General features: G+C 71.2%; 14 protein-coding genes. 6 read left to right on the top strand and 8 right to left on the bottom strand.

What is annotated here, in order from left to right:
* The first annotated feature begins 127 nt into the window (after window positions 1–127).
* Entirely contained in the window at window positions 128–922 is a 795-nt protein-coding gene (locus ACZ7L6_RS05905) for a metal-dependent hydrolase (RefSeq protein WP_471920744.1), read from the top strand.
* Window positions 923–1,023: 101 nt separating this feature from the next.
* On the opposite strand, the gene ACZ7L6_RS05910 is transcribed toward ACZ7L6_RS05905, so the two are convergent.
* The 5 genes from ACZ7L6_RS05910 to ACZ7L6_RS05930 all read right to left on the bottom strand — a co-directional run bounded on the left by ACZ7L6_RS05910 (window position 1,024) and on the right by ACZ7L6_RS05930 (window position 6,548).
* Window positions 1,024–1,503 carry a carboxymuconolactone decarboxylase family protein gene (locus ACZ7L6_RS05910; protein WP_471920745.1) on the bottom strand — a complete coding sequence of 160 codons (480 nt, stop codon included), beginning with the start codon at window positions 1,501–1,503 and terminating at the stop codon, window positions 1,024–1,026.
* Between the two features lie 126 nt (window positions 1,504–1,629).
* The gene (locus tag ACZ7L6_RS05915; protein ID WP_471920746.1) at window positions 1,630–1,890 is read right to left on the bottom strand and encodes a type B 50S ribosomal protein L31; all 261 of its coding nucleotides are present in this window, start codon (window positions 1,888–1,890) and stop codon (window positions 1,630–1,632) included.
* Between the two features lie 59 nt (window positions 1,891–1,949).
* Complete coding sequence (locus ACZ7L6_RS05920; RefSeq protein ID WP_471920747.1) at window positions 1,950–2,417, bottom strand: DUF5709 domain-containing protein; 468 nt, start codon at window positions 2,415–2,417, stop codon at window positions 1,950–1,952.
* 490 nt (window positions 2,418–2,907) lie between these two features.
* On the bottom strand, window positions 2,908–4,695 hold the full coding sequence (locus tag ACZ7L6_RS05925; protein ID WP_471920748.1) for an ABC transporter ATP-binding protein: 1,788 nt from the start codon (window positions 4,693–4,695) through the stop codon (window positions 2,908–2,910).
* The gene (locus tag ACZ7L6_RS05930; protein ID WP_471920749.1) at window positions 4,692–6,548 is read right to left on the bottom strand and encodes an ABC transporter ATP-binding protein; all 1,857 of its coding nucleotides are present in this window, start codon (window positions 6,546–6,548) and stop codon (window positions 4,692–4,694) included. Before ACZ7L6_RS05930 ends, ACZ7L6_RS05925 begins: the two co-directional genes overlap by 4 nt.
* A 266-nt stretch (window positions 6,549–6,814) precedes the next feature.
* Here ACZ7L6_RS05930 and ACZ7L6_RS05935 point away from each other — a divergent pair, with 266 nt between their 5' ends.
* The 3 genes from ACZ7L6_RS05935 to ACZ7L6_RS05945 all read left to right on the top strand — a co-directional run bounded on the left by ACZ7L6_RS05935 (window position 6,815) and on the right by ACZ7L6_RS05945 (window position 10,840).
* Window positions 6,815–7,570 (top strand): hypothetical protein, encoded by a 756-nt coding sequence (locus ACZ7L6_RS05935; protein ID WP_471920750.1) that lies wholly within the window; start codon window positions 6,815–6,817, stop codon window positions 7,568–7,570.
* 50 nt (window positions 7,571–7,620) lie between these two features.
* A complete protein-coding gene (locus ACZ7L6_RS05940; RefSeq protein WP_471920751.1) occupies window positions 7,621–9,249 on the top strand; it encodes a peptide-N4-asparagine amidase in 1,629 nt (542 codons plus the stop codon).
* A 187-nt stretch (window positions 9,250–9,436) separates the two neighbouring features.
* A complete protein-coding gene (locus ACZ7L6_RS05945) occupies window positions 9,437–10,840 on the top strand; it encodes a cation:dicarboxylate symporter family transporter (protein ID WP_471920752.1) in 1,404 nt (467 codons plus the stop codon).
* Window positions 10,841–10,914: 74 nt separating this feature from the next.
* Here ACZ7L6_RS05945 and ACZ7L6_RS05950 read toward each other — a convergent pair whose 3' ends face one another.
* Complete coding sequence (locus ACZ7L6_RS05950) at window positions 10,915–11,364, bottom strand: MarR family winged helix-turn-helix transcriptional regulator (protein ID WP_471920753.1); 450 nt, start codon at window positions 11,362–11,364, stop codon at window positions 10,915–10,917.
* A gap of 94 nt (window positions 11,365–11,458) precedes the next feature.
* Here ACZ7L6_RS05950 and ACZ7L6_RS05955 point away from each other — a divergent pair, with 94 nt between their 5' ends.
* Both ACZ7L6_RS05955 and mltG read left to right on the top strand, forming a co-directional pair.
* Window positions 11,459–13,261, top strand: a complete 1,803-nt coding sequence (locus ACZ7L6_RS05955; protein WP_471920754.1) for an ABC transporter ATP-binding protein — start codon at window positions 11,459–11,461, stop codon at window positions 13,259–13,261.
* A gap of 43 nt (window positions 13,262–13,304) precedes the next feature.
* Window positions 13,305–14,153, top strand: coding sequence for an endolytic transglycosylase MltG (gene mltG, locus ACZ7L6_RS05960; RefSeq protein WP_471920755.1), 849 nt, complete (start codon window positions 13,305–13,307; stop codon window positions 14,151–14,153).
* Window positions 14,154–14,197: 44 nt separating this feature from the next.
* Here mltG and ACZ7L6_RS05965 read toward each other — a convergent pair whose 3' ends face one another.
* Both ACZ7L6_RS05965 and ACZ7L6_RS05970 read right to left on the bottom strand, forming a co-directional pair.
* Window positions 14,198–15,268 carry an NAD(P)-binding domain-containing protein gene (locus ACZ7L6_RS05965; protein WP_471920756.1) on the bottom strand — a complete coding sequence of 357 codons (1,071 nt, stop codon included), beginning with the start codon at window positions 15,266–15,268 and terminating at the stop codon, window positions 14,198–14,200.
* A 77-nt stretch (window positions 15,269–15,345) separates the two neighbouring features.
* Window positions 15,346–16,500, bottom strand: coding sequence for an LLM class flavin-dependent oxidoreductase (locus ACZ7L6_RS05970; protein ID WP_471920757.1), 1,155 nt, complete (start codon window positions 16,498–16,500; stop codon window positions 15,346–15,348).
* Between the last annotated feature and the right edge of the window lies 1 nt (window position 16,501).

Raw genomic sequence — 16,501 nt, forward strand, 5'->3', positions numbered from 1 at the left:
CCGGTCGTCCATAGGGGAATCGGCTGCAGGTACGAAGATCGCGAACGCTACGCTGTGTCGCCGACTACACGTCAGCGAACCCGGTCAACTGGACAGCGGCACACGAGGAATGGGGCGGGCAACACCGATGATGGGACCAGCACACTCACTGTCGGGCGCCGCCGCCTGGCTCGGCGTCGGAGCGGCCGCCGCCGCGGCCGGGCACGGAATGCCCTGGCCCGTCCTCCTGTCCGGCGCGCTGATCTGCGCCGGCGCGGCTCTCGCCCCGGACCTCGATCACAAGGCCGCCACCATCTCGCGGGCCTTCGGACCGCTCTCGCGCTGGCTGTGCGAGATCGTCGACAAGCTCTCCTACGCCGTCTACAAGTCGACAAGGAAGCAGGGTGACCCGCGTCGCTCCGGTGGGCACCGCACGCTCACGCACACCTGGCTGTGGGCGGTCCTGATCGGCGCGGGCGCCTCGGTCCTGGCGATCACCGGCGGCCGCTGGGCGGTGCTGGCGATCCTCTTCGCACACCTCGTGCTGGCGATCGAGGGCCTGCTGTGGCGCGCGACCCGTGGCGCCAGCGCCGATGTCCTGGTGTGGCTGCTGGCCGCGACCAGCTCGTGGATCCTCGCCGGTGTCCTCGACAAGCCGGGCAACGGGTCGGACTGGCTGTTCACGGCGCCGGGCCAGGAGTACCTGTGGCTGGGGCTGCCGATCGTGCTGGGCGCGCTGGTGCACGACATCGGGGACGCGCTGACGGTGTCGGGCTGCCCGATCCTGTGGCCGATACCGGTCGGCCGCAAGCGGTGGTACCCGATCGGCCCGCCCAAGGCCATGCGGTTCCGGGCGGGCAGCTGGGTCGAGCTCAAGGTGCTGATGCCGGCGTTCATGGTGCTCGGTGGGGTCGGCTGCGCGGCGGCGCTGAACGTGATCTGAGGGGACGGCCCCTCAAGGGTGGGGCACGGATCGAGGGGAAGGGCGGGGGACGGCTCAAGGGCGGGGCGCGGTCGCCGTTCCCCACCCTCGGGCCGTGGCCGTCAGTTCCTCCACTGGTCCTCGGGCGCCACGCCGGGCAGCGGCCGGCCGATGAGGGCGAACGGGACGAAGAAGCAGACCTGGCCGATCGCGATCGTCAGCGTCGTGAGGGCCTTCTCGTCGTAGTGCCGGGACGCCTCGGCGAACAGGTCCTCCGGGACGCGCTCGCCCCGCGGGTTCGCGGTGAGGACGGCTTCGACGAGGGCCAGCGCGACCCGCTCGCTGTCGGTGTAGTAGGGCGCGTCCTGCCAGGTCGCCACGCCCGTGATCCGTTCCTCGGACTCTCCGGCCCGGCGGAGGTTGCCGGTGTGCAGCACGGTCAGATAGGTGTTGCCGACCAGCTGGCCGGCGCGCAGCTGCACGAGGCTGATGGTGGTCTGGGGGACCGATCCGTTGCCGACGGCCTTGAAGAGGGCCGCGGGGACCGCGGCGAACTCGGGGACGACGGTGACGGGGTTGGGGATGCGGGGCTGCGTGGTCATGACGTTTCCTCCCGGATGCTTCGAGCAGGTTCCGTGTGCTTCCGCAGCACTGACGGATCTCGAAGGCCGGATGTGACCGCCGAACGTCATGCATTGATGAACGTCATGGATTGATGAACTCAGGGATCAGCCACCCTGACCGGCCCCGCCGCCGTAGCGCCGCTCGAAGGCGGCGACGCGGCCCTCGGAGTCCACCGTGCGTGCCTTGCCGGTGTAGAAGGGGTGGCTCTCCGAGGAGATCTCCACGTCCACGACCGGGTAGGTCTCGCCGTCGTCCCACTCGATGGTCTGGTCGCTGGTCGCGGTGGACCGGGTCAGGAAGGCGTAACCGGCGGCACGGTCGCGGAAGACCACGGGGTGGTACTCGGGGTGCTTGTCCTGCTGCATGCCTGCTCCTCGTACGGCGTCGGTGTACGGCGTGGTGGGCGTGGCCGGGGCAGAGCGGGTCAGCCGGACAGGGCGTCCTCGTCGACGATGTGCACCGCGGCTTCCTCGGCCGAGGCCGCCGCACCGTCGATCCCCACGTCCGTGGCGACCAGGGCGCTCTCCTCGTCCTCGTGGGCGCCTTCGTCAGGGGCCACGAGCCGGCCGGAGCGCGCGGCGCCGACCTCGTTGTCGAGCAGCTCGCCGTCGGTGTCGTGGTCGCCGATGCCGTCGCCGTCCGGCACGGCGAGGTCCGGCTGCTCCTCGGCGAGCCGCTGGTCCAGCGTTTCGCCCGCGTGGCGCTCGGCCGCCGTCACACCGACGTGTTCCACGGCCCACGGTCTCTCCGGAGGGGACCAGCCCCGGTCCAGGGGATCGTCCACACCGTCGTTCTCCAGGGTGTCCTCCGCGTCGAGCAGCCCCGTGTCCTCCCGCTGATCGGATGCGTCGGGCTGATAGACGTCGTCTCCCCATCCGTCGGCGTTGTTCACGGGTACCTCCAGGTGATGGGGACGGGCCCGGTCTCACCGCGGTCGTGGCCGGGCCGCCGCGGCAGGGGGCACAGGCTGCATCCGGGCGAACCGCGTGGTTCCCGGGCGCTCCCCGAACCGGTGCCGCTATCCAGCCTTCCACCCCTTTTCGCCCCCGCGCAACGGCACGGAGGCACGGACACATCCCGGTCCGAGGGCCGCCCGCAGCCCGTCGCGCCGCGCCCCCGGAGCAGGGGACGGGCCGCACCCGTCCCGGCGGCGCGGTACGACCAGGCACGGGGCCGGATGACGTCAGCAGGAAGAACGGCCGACGAGCGGACGCGGCCGTCATCCGCCGACAGCAGGACCCGTCGACGGTGTCGGCCGCCCCGTAGGCGATCCAGGTGGCCCGACCGGAGCAGGCTTGCACCACCCATGGGGCGGAAGCCGGCTCCCTGAGCAGAAGGAGTGGCCGGACCTTCTCCCTGGCCCTGCCCGGTCGGTCAGCCGCTCACCCGTGCCACGACCGCCACAGCGCCGCATACGCCCCGCCCGCGGCGACCAGCTCGTCGTGGCTGCCCAGCTCGCTGATCCGGCCGTTCTCGACGACGGCGATGACGTCGGCGTCGTGGGCGGTGTGCAGGCGGTGGGCGATGGCGACCACGGTGCGGCCGTCGAGGACGCGGGCCAGGGAGCGCTCCAGGTGGCGGGCCGCGCGGGGGTCGAGGAGCGAGGTCGCCTCGTCCAGGACCAGCGTGTGCGGGTCCGCAAGCACCAGGCGGGCCAGCGCGATCTGCTGGGCCTGGGCCGGGGTGAGCGAGAACCCGCCCGAGCCGACCTCGGTGTCCAGACCGTCGTCGAGCGCACGGGACCAGGCGTCCGCGTCGACCGCTCCCAGCGCCGCCCACAGCTCGGCGTCGGTCGCGTCGGTGCGGGCCAGCAGCAGGTTGTCGCGCAGGGAGCCCACGAAGACATGGTGCTCCTGGTTGACGAGAGCCACGTGGGAGCGGACGCGTTCCGCGGTCATCCGGGAGAGTTCCGCACCGCCCAGGGTGATCCGGCCGTCCCGGGGCGCGTAGATGCCGGCGAGCAGCCTGCCCAGGGTCGACTTGCCGGCGCCCGAGGGGCCGACCAGCGCCAGCCTGGTGCCGGGGGCGACCTCCAGCGAGACCTTGCGGAGCACGTCCACGCCCTCCAGGTAGCCGAAGTGGACCCGGTCGGCGTGCACGTCACGGCCGTCGGGCGCCAGCAGGGCGTCCCCGGCCTCCGGCTCGATGTCCCGCACCCCGACCAGCCGGGCCAGCGACACCTGGGCCACCTGCAGCTCGTCGTACCAGCGCAGGATGAGCCCGACGGGATCCACCAGCATCTGCGCGATCAACGCACCCGTCGTCAGCTGACCGACCCCGATCCAGCCCTGCAGGACGAACACGCCGCCGACCATGAGGACCGAGCCGAGGATCATCACATGGGTGACGTTGATGAACGGGAAGAGCACCGATCGCAGCCAGAGCGTGTAGCGCTCCCAGGCCGTCCACTCCTTGATCCGCCGCTCCGACAGCTCGACGCGGCGCTCACCGAGGCGGTGGGCCTCGACGGTGCGCCCGGCGTCCACGGTCTCGGCGAGCGCGGCGGCCACGGCGGCGTACCCGGCGGCCTCCGAGCGGTACGCGGACGGCGCCCGCTTGAAGTACCAGCGGCAGCCGATCACCAGCAGCGGCACGGCGAGGAGCACGGCGGCAGCCAGCGGCGGCGCGGTGACGACGAGCCCGCCTAGCAGCAGGACCACCCACACCACACCGATCGCCAGCTGCGGCACCGCCTCGCGCATCGCGTTGGCCAGCCGGTCGATGTCCGTCGTGATCCGGGACAGGAGGTCACCCGTCCCGGCCCGCTCCAGGACACCGGGCGGCAGCCCGACCGACCGGACGAGGAAGTCCTCGCGCAGATCGGCCAGCATCCGCTCGCCGAGCATCGCGCCGCGCAGCCGCACCTGCCGCACGAACACGGCCTGCACGACCAGCGCGGCCACGAACAGCCCGACGGTGAGCTCCAGATGGAGCTCGCGTTCGCCGGCCCCGTCCGACACGCGCTCCACCAGCCCGCCCAGCAGCCAGGGCCCCGCCATCGACGCCACCACGGCGACCGTGTTGACGCCGATGAGCAGCAGGAAGGCACGGCGGTGCCGACGGAACAACTCGACCACATAGGCGCGTACGGTCGCGGGGGCGCCGACCGGCAGGGTGTTCGCCGTCGTCGGGGCCGCCGGGTCGTACGCCGGTGGCGCCACGCCGATCATGCCGATTCCTCGATTTCTTCCAGTTCCTTCAGTACGTCGTCGAGGGCGGACCGTCCGCCCCGGGCGGCGCCCAGGTCATCGCCCCGGGCAGCGCCCAAGCCCTCGCTCACGGCGGCCTCTTCGTCGGTCTCCCGGGTCACCACGGCCCGGTACCGCGGCTCGCCGTGCACCAGCTCCCGGTGCACGCCGACCGCGGCCACCTCGCCCTCGTGGACGAGCACGACCCGGTCGGCGCGGTCCAGCAGCAGGGGCGACGAGGTGAACACCACCGTCGTGCGCCCCGCCCGCAGGTTCTGCACGCCCTCCGCGATCCGCGCCTCCGTGTGGGAGTCGACGGCCGAGGTCGGCTCGTCCAGGACGAGCACCTCCGGGTCCGTGATCAGCGACCGGGCGAGCGCGAGGCGCTGCCGCTGGCCGCCGGACAGGGACCGGCCGCGTTCGGTGATACGGGCGTCCATGGGGTCCTCGGCGTCCAGCGACCCCTGCACCAGGGCGTCCAGCACGTCCGCGCACTGCGCGGCCGCCAGCGCCTCCTCGGCACCGACATGGCCGGACCTTGGCACGTCGAGCAGTTCGCGGAGTGTGCCGGAGAGCAGCACCGGATCCTTGTCCTGCACGAGGACGGACGTACGCGCGCGGTCGAGCGGCAACTCGTCGAGCGGGACGCCGCCCAGGAGTACCGCGGTGCCCTCCTCCGAGGCGTGTCCGCCGAGCCGTTCGGCCAGCCGTCCCGCCGCGTCCGGGTCGCCGCACACCACGGCGGTGAGCCGGCCCGCGGGGGCGAGCAGCCCGGTGGCCGGGTCGTACAGGTCCCCGGAGGGCACCTCGGACCCGTCACGCGACCCGTCCGTGTCGGTTGCCCGCTCCAGCGACAGCACGCGCGCGGCCCGCCGGGCCGACGGCCGGGAGAAGGAGTAGGCCATCGCGATCTCTTCGAAGTGCCGCAGCGGATAGGTGAGGATCATGATCGAGCTGTAGACGGTGACCAGTTCACCGACGGTGACCCGGCCCTCGCGGGCCAGGTGGACGCCGTACCAGACCACCGTGATCAGCAGCAGCCCCGGCAGCAGCACCTGGATCGCCGAGATCAGGGACCACATCCGCGCGCTGCGCACGGCAGCGTGGCGCACCTCCTGGGAGGCGCGGCGGTAGCGGTCGAGGAAGAGCTCCTCGCCGCCGATGCCGCGCAGGACGCGCAGGCCCGCGACGGTGTCCGAGGCCAGTTCGGTGGCGCGGCCCGCCTTCTCGCGCTGGAAGTCGGCCCGCTTGGTGGCCCGGGGCAGCAGGGGCAGCACGGCGACCGCCAGCACGGGCAGGCCCACGGCGACGACCACACCGAGCGCCGGCTGGTAGACGAGCAGGCCGACGCAGACCACCACGATGGTGACCGCGGCCGCGGTGAACCGGGACCAGGCCTCGACGAACCAGCCGATCTTCTCGACGTCACCCGTGGAGACGGCCACGACCTCACCGGCCGCGACCCGCCGGGTCAGCGCCGAGCCCAGCTGCGCGGCCTTGCGGGCCAGTACCTGCTGGACGCGGGCGGCCGCCGTGATCCAGTTGGTGACGGCGGTGCGGTGCAGGAAGGTGTCGCCGAGCGCGTTTCCGGCGCAGCACAGGACCAGCAGGCCGCCCGCGAGAGCGAGTTGCGCGCCGGAGCGGTCGACGACGGCCTGCACGGCGACACCCACGCAGAACGGCAGCGCGGACACGGACAGGAAGTGCAGCAGCCCCCAGGCCAGGGACTTCAGCTGTCCGCCCGCCTGGTTCCTGAAGAGCCACCACAGGAATCGGGGACCCGAGCGCGCGTCCGGCACGCCTGGATCGGGATACGGAAGGTCTTGAATCTGCATGACGTCCCAGTGGCTCGTGTCAGTGGGGGGAGGGATGGGGAGTTGACGGGATGCCGGTGCGCGGAACGGGCAGCGCACAGCGGCAGCAAACCGTGACAGGTTCGCGTCGCAGAGTGGTCGGGCGCAAACGGTTTTCCGTGACGCCGTACAGATCCGGCTCGCGGCCCGAATCCGGCTTGCGGACCCGCTCCGGCGTGTAGTGCCCGACTCCGGCGCGCGGTTCCCGAATCCGGGTTCCGCCCCGAACGCGGTGCCACCATGGAACGATGCGGAACGGCGGACTACGGCGTGCCATGGTCGCGACGGCGGCCCTCGGATCCCTCTTGACGGCCCTGACAACCCTCACCGCGTGCGGCGGCGCGGCGCACGGCGGCGCGGACGTCGGAAAGGGCGCCCGCACGAGCCCGGTTGCCACCACGGATCCCACGCGGGATCCGACCCGCATCCCCGGCGTCGCCGACCGCTGGCAGCGACGCATCCCCGCCGACTCCCGCCAGGTCGTGGCGGTCTACGGGGACGGCAAGGACTCCCCGAACTCCACGGTCGTGCTGTACACCAAGCGCGGCTCCACCTGGGACCGTATCCGCAGCTGGCCCGCCCACAACGGCAAGAAGGGCTGGACGCCCCACCACCACGAGGGCGACAACCGCAGTCCCGTCGGCGTGTTCACGCTGAGCGACGCGGGCGGCGTACGGAAGGACCCCGGGGCCAGGCTGCCGTACACGAGGTCCGCGGGCTTCGCGGCCCCGCGCTGGTGGGCGAAGTCGTACTGGCACGACTTCGACTACGTCATCGCCATCGACTACAACCGCGTCGCAGGCACGCCCCCCAACGACCCCACCCGCCCCGAGGGCCAGTCCAAGGGCGGTGGGATCTGGCTGCACATGGACCACGGGAGCGGTACGTCGGCCTGCGTCAGTCTGTCCGGATCCGCGATGGAGTACCTGCTGCGCACGCTCGATCCGGACCGGCATCCTGTGGTGGTGATGGGAGACAGGGCGGAGTTGGAAAGCCCGCACTGACGGCGGAGGCGTCATTGCGAGGGGTGCCCAACTCCCCGTAGAACACGGCCATGAAGAGACGGATGGTCATGTCCATGCTCGCAGGAGCGACCCTCCTGGCGAGCACCCTCCTCGGAGCCACCCCCGCCCAATCCGCCGACGTACCTGCTGAGTTCGGCACCGACTGGCACGACCCCATCACCGCCGCCCCGCCCGTCCCCAAGCCCTCCGGCAAGTCCTGCCAAGTCACCGTCGCAGAAGCGCAGTTCCGCGACTTCACCCCCTACAAGGGCAGTTACACACCGCCCGACGGCTGCGGTGACCGCTGGAGCAAGGTCGTACTGCGCATGGACGGCAAGGTCAAGGGACGTCAGTACGACCGGCTCGGCTATCTGCATGTCGGCGGCGTCGAGATCTTCCGTACGTCGACTCCGGAGCCGTCACCGGACGGCATCGAGTGGTCCGTGGAGAAGGACGTCACGCGCTACAGCGACACCCTCCGCCGCAGCCAGGACGTCGAGATGCTCATCGGGAACGTCGTCGACGACACGTACACCGGCGTCATCGACGTCAAGGTCACGCTGACGTTCTACGCCGCCCGCCCCGCCACGGCCTCCGACCGTGCCACGGCTCCCGACCACCCCGCCACCACCCCCGACCGCGTCCTCACCCTCCACGACGGCACGCTCACCACCCCGCGCAACAGCGAACGCATAGTCGCCGAGGTCTACGCCACCGGCTCCGGCGGCGGCTGCGAGGAGTACTGGTACCTGTCGGTGCCCGACCCCGCGCCCTACTCCTGCAAAGCCGCCGGCGGCCCCTACCGCGAGGTGCAGATCGAGGTCGACGGCCGGCTCGCCGGAATCGCCGCGCCGTTCCCGCACGTGTGGACGGGCGGCTGGTCCAACCCCTTCCTCTGGTACGTCGTCCCGGGGCCGCGCGCCTTCGACGTCAAGCCGATCGAATACGACCTGACACCGTTCGCCGGCATCCTCAACGACGGCCGCCCGCATCGCGTCGAGGTCTCCGTCGCCGGCGTCCCCGAGGGGCAGAGCGGCTGGAGCGCGCCGGTGAACGTCTTCGTCTGGCAGGACGCGAAGAACACACTCGTCACCGGGAAGCTGACCGTGCACAGGGCCGCCGACCTCGCCAACTCCTCGACCTACACGCCCGGTTCGGAGCACCGGGTGGACACGGAGGGTGGTCACCGGCTGACCGTCGCCGGCTACGTCGACACCTCGCACGGCCGGGTGACGACGACCGTCCGACGCGCGCTGACCAACACCTCCGTGCACCGCTGGACCGACGGCGAGAACCTCGACGCGCTCGACGCCACTTGGACGGACGACGAGTTCCTCACCGTCGACGGACCCGGACCGGCCCGCACGACGCGCACGCAGCGGACCTACACGATGGACGGCACGACCACGCTCGGCGCGGACGACCGGCTGCGTACCGTGCTGACCCTCGGTGACCGTGCCGCGGCCGTCACGGCGTACGGCGGCCGGCGCACGGCCTGGTCCCGGCTCGACGACACCTACACGGGCGACGCCACCTGGACGGTGAACGTACCGCGCGACCAGCGCCACGCGGTCGGCACGACGAGCGAGCGCTATCGCCTGTACGGCTCGGGCAGTTGCTACGACCGCTCCCTCACCAGCGTCCAAGGCGTGCTCACCGAGGACCGCGGCGGCTGCTGAAACCAGTGGTGTGCGACGCGTTGTGTGAGGCGTGATTTACACGGATGCAACACGGCGCTCTTGTGCGGGACCAACATCACCCGCAAAGTGATCGGCACGGAATGCGCTTTCCGTATTGCAGAAGTCTTGCAGAAGTCCCCCCGTCGCCCCATGGGCTTCTGTGTGCCGCCGTCCCCAAGGAGTGCCCGTGCCGCCGTCCGTACCGTCCCTGCCGCGACGCGTCGCACGCATGCTGCGTACCTCTCTCTTCGCGCAGGTCGCCTGCGCGCTCGTACTCGGAATCGCCGTCGGGAAGCTGTGGCCCGGCTTCGCCGCGGATCTCCAGCCGCTCGGCGACGGTTTCATCCGGCTCATCAAGACGATCATCTCGCCGCTCGTGTTCTGCGTGGTCGTGGTCGGCATCGCCAAGGCCGGAGACCTGAAGGCGTTCGGCCGGATCGGGCTGAAGGCCCTGATCTGGTTCGAGGTCGCGAGCACCCTCGCCCTGCTGATCGGGCTCCTCGCCGCCAACGTGGTCCAGCCCGGGTCCGGGATGAACGTCGACCCGTCCACGCTCAACGCGTCCGCGGTCGACGCGAAGACGAACGGCGGATCGCTGCCGTCGACGACCGAGTTCGTGCTGAACGCGATCCCCACCTCTTTCCTCGGCGCCTTCGCCGAGAACTCCCTGCTCCAAGTGCTCATCCTGGCCTGTCTGGTCGGTGCCGCGCTGCTGCACCTCGGGCACACCAAGGTGCCGCAGGTGCTGCCCGCCATCGAGCAGGCCCAGGAGATCATCTTCGCGATCGTCGGCTTCGTCATGCGGCTCGCCCCGATCGCGGTGTTCGGCGCCATGGCCGTCCTGATCGGCAACTACGGGCTCGGCGTGATCGAGACGTACGGCAAGCTGATCGTCCTGTGCTACGCGGCGGCGGCTCTTTTCATCGCGCTGCTCGCCGTCGCCCTGAAGGTGGTCACCGGGCTCAGCCTCTGGAAGTTCCTGCGCTACATCCGTGAGGAGATGCTGCTCGCGCTCGGCACCGCGTCCACCGAGTCCGTCCTGCCGCGCGTGATGCAGAAGCTGCGCAAGGCCGGCGCCCGCGACGACGCCGTGGGTCTCGTGCTGCCCACCGGCTACTCCTTCAACCTCGACGGCGCCTCGCTGTACCTGTCCATCGGCACGCTTTTCATCGCCCAGGCCGTGGGCGTGGACCTCAGCTTCAGCCAGCAGATCACCGTGGTCCTGGTGCTGATGCTGACCAGCAAGGGCATGGCGGGCATCCCCGGTTCGGCGTTCCTCGCCCTGTCCGCGACCGCGTCCTCCCTGGGCGCCATCCCCGCCGGAGCCGTCGCTCTCCTGCTCGGCGTGGACCGCATCATGGACTCGATGCGCGTCGTCACCAACCTGCTCGGCAACTGCGTCGCCGTCTTCGCGGTCTCCCGCTGGGAGGGCGCCCTGGACAAGGAGCGGGCGAAGAAGGTCCTGGACGGCGAGAGCGTGGCCGAGGTGGAGGACGCGGAGTCCGAGGGGCCGGTCGTCGCTGTCCCCACCCAGCCGACCAAGGAGACGGCCTCCGAGGCGACCAAGGAGACCGCCACCGAGGCGAGTTGACGCCGAACGCCGCCAACACGGTCGCGGCCACCGCACCGGCACTACGGAGTGGTGGCCGTGACCGTTTCAAGCGTTCAGCACTGCCGGGCGCCGGTCCCGTCGATCAGCGTGTCCAGCAATCCGCCCAGCACCTCGCGCTGTTCGTCCGTCAGCGGCGCCAGGATCTCCTCCGCCGCCGACCGCCGCGCACCATGCAGCTCCCGCAGGGCCCCCCGCCCGTCGTCGGTGAGCTCGATCCGGATCACCCGCCGGTTCGTGGGATCCGGCACCCGTCGCACCTTCCCGCTCGCCTCCAGCCCGTCGACCAGCGACGTCACCGCGCGCGGGACCACCTCCAGGCGCTCGGCGAGGTCGGCCATCCGGGGCGGCGATCCGTAGTGCGCGAGCGTGCGCAGCAGGCGGGACTGGGCCGGGGTGATGCCCAGTCCGCACTCCTGCAGGTGGCGTTTCTGGATGCGGTGGACCCGGCGGGTGAAGCGCAGGAGCTGCTCGGCGAGCGGGCCGTCGGGATCGGGGGTGGTCATGCGGGAACAATATCAGGACGACATTCATTGTGAGCATAGGTAACAATGAGCTAAGGTCCGACAGTCAGCATCACCACACCTCCCGTAGGAGCCCATGCATCCCGACCACGAACCCACCTGGACGCCACCCGCCGCACAGCAGGACCAACCCCGGCAGGTGCGCCGCATCCTGAGACTCTTCCGTCCGTACCGCGGACGCTTGGCCGTCGTCGGCCTCCTGGTCGGCGCCTCGTCACTGGTAGGCGTCGCCACACCCTTCCTCCTGAAGGCGATCCTCGACGTCGCGATCCCCGAGGGCCGCACCGGCCTGCTCAGTCTGCTCGCGCTCGGCATGATCCTCAGTGCCGTCCTCACCAGCGTCTTCGGCGTGCTGCAGACCCTGATCTCCACGACGGTCGGCCAGCGCGTCATGCACGACCTGCGCACCGCCGTCTACGGCCGCCTCCAGCGCATGTCGCTCGCCTTCTTCACCCGCACCCGCACCGGCGAGGTCCAGTCCCGCATCGCCAACGACATCGGCGGGATGCAGGCCACCGTCACCTCCACCGCGACCTCCCTGGTCTCCAACGTGACCAGCGTCGTGGCCACGATCGTCGCGATGATCGCCCTCGACTGGCGCCTGACCGTCGTCTCGCTGCTCCTGCTGCCGGTGTTCGTGTGGATCAGCCGCCGCGTCGGCAACGAACGCAAGAAGATCACCACCCAGCGCCAGAAGCAGATGGCCGCGATGGCCGCCACGGTCACCGAGTCGCTCTCGGTCAGCGGCATCCTGCTCGGCCGCACGATGGGCCGCTCCGACTCGCTCACCAAGGCCTTCGCCGAGGAGTCCGAGCAACTGGTCGACCTCGAAGTGAGGTCGAACATGGCCGGCCGCTGGCGCATGGCCGTCATCACCATCGTCATGGCCGCCATGCCCGCCGTCATCTACTGGACCGCGGGAATCGCCCTCCAACTCGGCGGCCCACAGGTCTCGATCGGTACGATCGTCGCCTTCGTCTCGCTCCAGCAGGGCCTGTTCCGCCCGGCCGTCAGCCTGCTGTCCACCGGCGTCCAGATCCAGGCCTCGCTCGCGCTCTTCCAGCGCATCTTCGAGTACCTGGACCTGCCCATCGACATCACCGAGCGGGAGAACCCCGTCCACCTCGACCACATCAAGGGCGAGGTCCGCTTCGAGAACGTCGAGTTCCGGTACGACGGCAAGGGCAGCCCGATCCTCGACGGCATCGACCTCACCGTCCCGGCCGGCGGGAGCCTCGCGGTCGTCGGCCCGACCGGCGCCGGAAAGTCGACGCTCGGCCATCTCGTGCCGCGGCTGTACGACGTGACCGGCGGCCGCGTCACCCTCGACGGCGTCGACGTGCGCGACCTCGACTTCGACACCCTCGCCCGCGCGGTCGGCGTCGTCTCGCAGGAGACGTACCTCTTCCACGCATCCGTCGCCGACAACCTGCGCTTCGCCAAGCCGGACGCCACCGACGAGGAACTGCACGCGGCGGCGAAGGCGGCCCAGATACACGACCACATCGCCGCCCTGCCCGACGGCTACGACACCGTCGTCGGCGAACGCGGCCACCGCTTCTCCGGCGGCGAGAAGCAGCGCCTCGCCATCGCCCGCACCATCCTGCGCGATCCGCCCGTCCTCATCCTCGACGAGGCGACCAGCGCCCTGGACACCCGCACCGAACACGCCGTCCAGGAGGCCATCGACGCGCTGTCCGCCAACCGCACCACGGTCACCATCGCGCACCGGCTGTCCACCGTCCGGGGCGCCGACCAGATCGTCGTCCTCGACGCGGGGCGCGTGGCCGAACGGGGCACGCACGAGGAGCTGCTGGAGCGGGAGGGGCGGTATGCGGGGCTGGTCCGCCGGGACGCCCAACTGGAGCCGACGGGGTGATGTTATGCCGGGTTTGTGAGCATGTGCGGGTTACCGTTCCCGCATGTACTTCAACACTCCGTCACGGAGCACGATTCGACTGACGCGCCGGGGCCGTATCGCTCTCATCGCCGCCGGCGCCGTCGTGGCCGGCACCGCCGTGGCGGTGCCGCTGCTGAGCACGGGCGAGGAGGAGGCGAAGCCCACCTCGCTGGTGATCCCGGAGGGCTGGCGTGCGAACCAGGTCTACGGCGCCGTCGACAAGGCCCTCGCCCTCCCGCCCGGCAGCACCAAGAAGTCCCTGAACAAGCTCGACCTCAAGCTGCCGAACGAGGCCGAGGGCAACCCCGAGGGCTACCTCTTCCCGGCGACGTATCCACTGGAGCGGGACGGCAAGAGGGCGACGCCGGAAACCCTGCTGTCGGCCATGGTCGACACCGCCAACAAGAGGTTCAGCGCGGCCCCGATCGCCGCCGGCGCGCAGCGCAACGCGCTGAACGTCTATCAGGCGGTCACCATCGCGAGCATCGTCCAGGCCGAGGCCGCCACCAAGGCCGACATGGGCAAGGTGGCGCGGGTCGTCTTCAACCGGCTGGAACGCGGGATGCCGTTGCAGATGGACTCGACCATCAACTACGCCCTCGGCCGCTCCACGATCAGGACGACCGAGGCCGACACCCGGATCGAGAGCCCCTACAACTCGTACCAGCGCATGGGCCTGCCGCCCACCCCGATCGCCAACCCCGGCGAGGAGGCGATGCGTGCCGCGATCAGCCCGCCCGCGGGCGACTGGCTGTACTTCGTCACGGTCAAGCCGGGCGACACCCGCTTCACGGCCGACTACGCGGAACACCAGCGCAATGTGGCCGAGTTCAACGCCCGGCAGAAGGCGAGCCCGAAGCCCACGAAGTGAGCCGACGGGATGTCATACGGTTCCTGACCCTCGAGCTCGGCGCGTCACACAGCCACCCGCTCCTCGGACAGCAAGCGCCTGATGTCCCGTACGGCCGCGCGTCCGGCCCGGTTGGCGCCGATCGTGCTGGCGGACGGGCCGTAGCCGACGAGGTGGACGCGGGGATCGGCGACCGCACGCGTGCCCTCCACCCGGATTCCGCCGCCCGGCTCGCGCAGGCGCAGCGGGGCCAAGTGGTCGATGGCGGCCCGGAAACCGGTCGCCCACAGGATGACGTCGGCGGTCACATGTCGCCCGTCCTGCCACTCCACTCCGTCCGGCGTGATCCGGTCGAACATGGGCTGCCGGTCCAGGACCCCTTCCGCGAGGCCCTGCCGGACGGCGTCGTTCAGGGGTAGCCCCGTGACGGAGACGACGCTCTTCGGCGGCAGGCCCTGCCGGACGCGCTCCTCGACGAGCGCGACGGCCGCCCGGCCCGCGCCCTCGTCGAAGGGCCCCTCGCGGAAGACGGGCGGCCGCCGGGTGACCCACGTCGTCGCGGCCGCGTACCGGGCGATCTCCAGCAGATGCTGGACGCCCGAGATGCCACCGCCCACGACGACGACCCGCTGCCCGGCGAACTCCTCGGGCCCGGCGTACTGGGCGGTGTGCAACTGCCGCCCCCGGAACGTCTCCTGGCCGGGGTAGCGCGGCCAGAACGGCCGGTTCCAGGTGCCGGTGGCGTTGATCAGCGCCCGCGTCGACCAGCTGCCGGACGAGCTCTCGACGAGCAGCCGCCCGTCCGGGCCCTCGCGTACGGCGCGCACGTCGACGGGGCGCCGGACACGCAGGTCGAAGGTCCGCTCGTAGCGGTCGAAGTACTCGGTGATGACCTCGGACGACGGCCGCTCCGGATCGGCGCCGGTCAGCTCCATACCGGGCAGCGAGTGCATCCCGTTCACCTTGCCGTACGTCAACGACGGCCACCGGAACTGCCACGCGCCGCCGGGGCCGGGGGAGTGGTCGAGCACCACGAAGTCGCGGTCCGGCTCGAAACCGGTGCGCCGCAGGTGATAGGCGCTGGACAGACCGGCCTGACCAGCGCCTATGACGACCACGTCGGCTTCCTCGGGCACCTCGATATTGTTCACACTTCTACTAACTGCGCCGAAGTCGCGGATCTTCCCGACGCCCCGGAGCCGAGGCCCGAAGATCAGCGCCCGCCCGCCACGAGCAGCGGAACGCCGGTCTCCGCCTCCGTGGCCGTACCGCCGCCGAGCAGCCCGCGCGCCGCCAGCTCGGGAATCACCCCCTCCCCGAACCAGTACGCCTCCTCCAGATGCGGATACCCGGACAGCACGAAGTGCTCGACGCCCAGCGCGTGGTACTCCTCGATCCGCTCGGCGACCTCGGCATGGCTCCCGACCAGCGCGGTCCCCGCGCCACCCCGGACCAGACCGACGCCCGCCCAGAGGTTCGGATAGATCTCCAGATCGGCGCGGGAGCCGCCGTGCAGGGCGAGCATGCGCTGCTGCCCCACCGACTCGCTGCGCCCGAGCGCCGCCTGCGCGGCCGCGACCGTGTCCGCGTCGAGGTCGTCGAGCAGCCGGTGGGCGGTCGACCAGGCATCGGCGGACGAGTCACGGGAGATGGTGTGCAGCCGGATCCCGAAGCGGACCGTACGGCCCTCCCGCTCGGCCAGCGAGCGGATCCAGTCGATCTTCTCCTTGACCTGCGCGGGAGGTTCGCCCCAGGCCAGATACACGTCCGCGTGCCGCGCCGCGACCGGCCCGGCCGCCGGTGAGGAGCCGCCGAAGAAGAGCCGCGGTACAGGGTCCGGCGGCAGCGCGGTCAGTCCGCCGTCGACCTGGTAGTGGGTGCCGTGGAAGTCGTACGGCTCACCGCGCCACACCCCGCGTACCACGGACAGGAACTCGTCCGTCCGGGCATAGCGCCGATCGTGGTCGAGGCGGTCGCCGAAGCGCCGCTGCTCGGCCGAGTCGCCGCCGGTGACGACGTTGAGCAGCAGCCGCCCGCGCGCGACGCGCTGGTACGTCGCCGCCATCTGCGCGGCGAGCGTCGGCGAGATCAGGCCCGGCCGGAAGGCGACCAGGAACTTGAGACGCTCGGTGTGCTGGGCCAGGGCCACCGTGGTCAGCCAGGCGTCCTCGCACCAGGTGCCGGTCGGGGTGAGGACCGCCTCGAAGCCCAACTGCTCTGCGGCCTTGGCGATCTGGGCGAGGTAGTCGATGTCGGGGGCGCGCACGCCGCTCGGCTTTCCGGTCTGGTTGGACGCGTAGGCGTGCCGGTCCACCAGGGTGCGGCCGTCGCCGCCGGTCGGCAGGAACCAGTGGAGATGGACGGTCATG

It is taken from the genome of Streptomyces sp. NPDC107522 (genome assembly GCF_055657525.1).

Bases quoted from the DNA above. Each gene is read 5' to 3' on its own strand.
- ACZ7L6_RS05905 (WP_471920744.1), top strand. From the start codon at position 128: ATGATGGGACCAGCACACTCACTGTCGGGCGCCGCCGCCTGGCTCGGC.
- ACZ7L6_RS05910 (WP_471920745.1), bottom strand. From the start codon at position 1,503: ATGACCACGCAGCCCCGCATCCCCAACCCCGTCACCGTCGTCCCCGAG.
- ACZ7L6_RS05915 (WP_471920746.1), bottom strand. From the start codon at position 1,890: ATGCAGCAGGACAAGCACCCCGAGTACCACCCCGTGGTCTTCCGCGAC.
- ACZ7L6_RS05925 (WP_471920748.1), bottom strand. From the start codon at position 4,695: ATGATCGGCGTGGCGCCACCGGCGTACGACCCGGCGGCCCCGACGACG.
- ACZ7L6_RS05930 (WP_471920749.1), bottom strand. From the start codon at position 6,548: ATGCAGATTCAAGACCTTCCGTATCCCGATCCAGGCGTGCCGGACGCG.
- ACZ7L6_RS05935 (WP_471920750.1), top strand. From the start codon at position 6,815: ATGCGGAACGGCGGACTACGGCGTGCCATGGTCGCGACGGCGGCCCTC.
- ACZ7L6_RS05940 (WP_471920751.1), top strand. From the start codon at position 7,621: ATGAAGAGACGGATGGTCATGTCCATGCTCGCAGGAGCGACCCTCCTG.
- ACZ7L6_RS05950 (WP_471920753.1), bottom strand. From the start codon at position 11,364: ATGACCACCCCCGATCCCGACGGCCCGCTCGCCGAGCAGCTCCTGCGC.
- ACZ7L6_RS05955 (WP_471920754.1), top strand. From the start codon at position 11,459: ATGCATCCCGACCACGAACCCACCTGGACGCCACCCGCCGCACAGCAG.
- mltG (WP_471920755.1), top strand. From the start codon at position 13,305: ATGTACTTCAACACTCCGTCACGGAGCACGATTCGACTGACGCGCCGG.
- ACZ7L6_RS05970 (WP_471920757.1), bottom strand. From the start codon at position 16,500: ATGACCGTCCATCTCCACTGGTTCCTGCCGACCGGCGGCGACGGCCGC.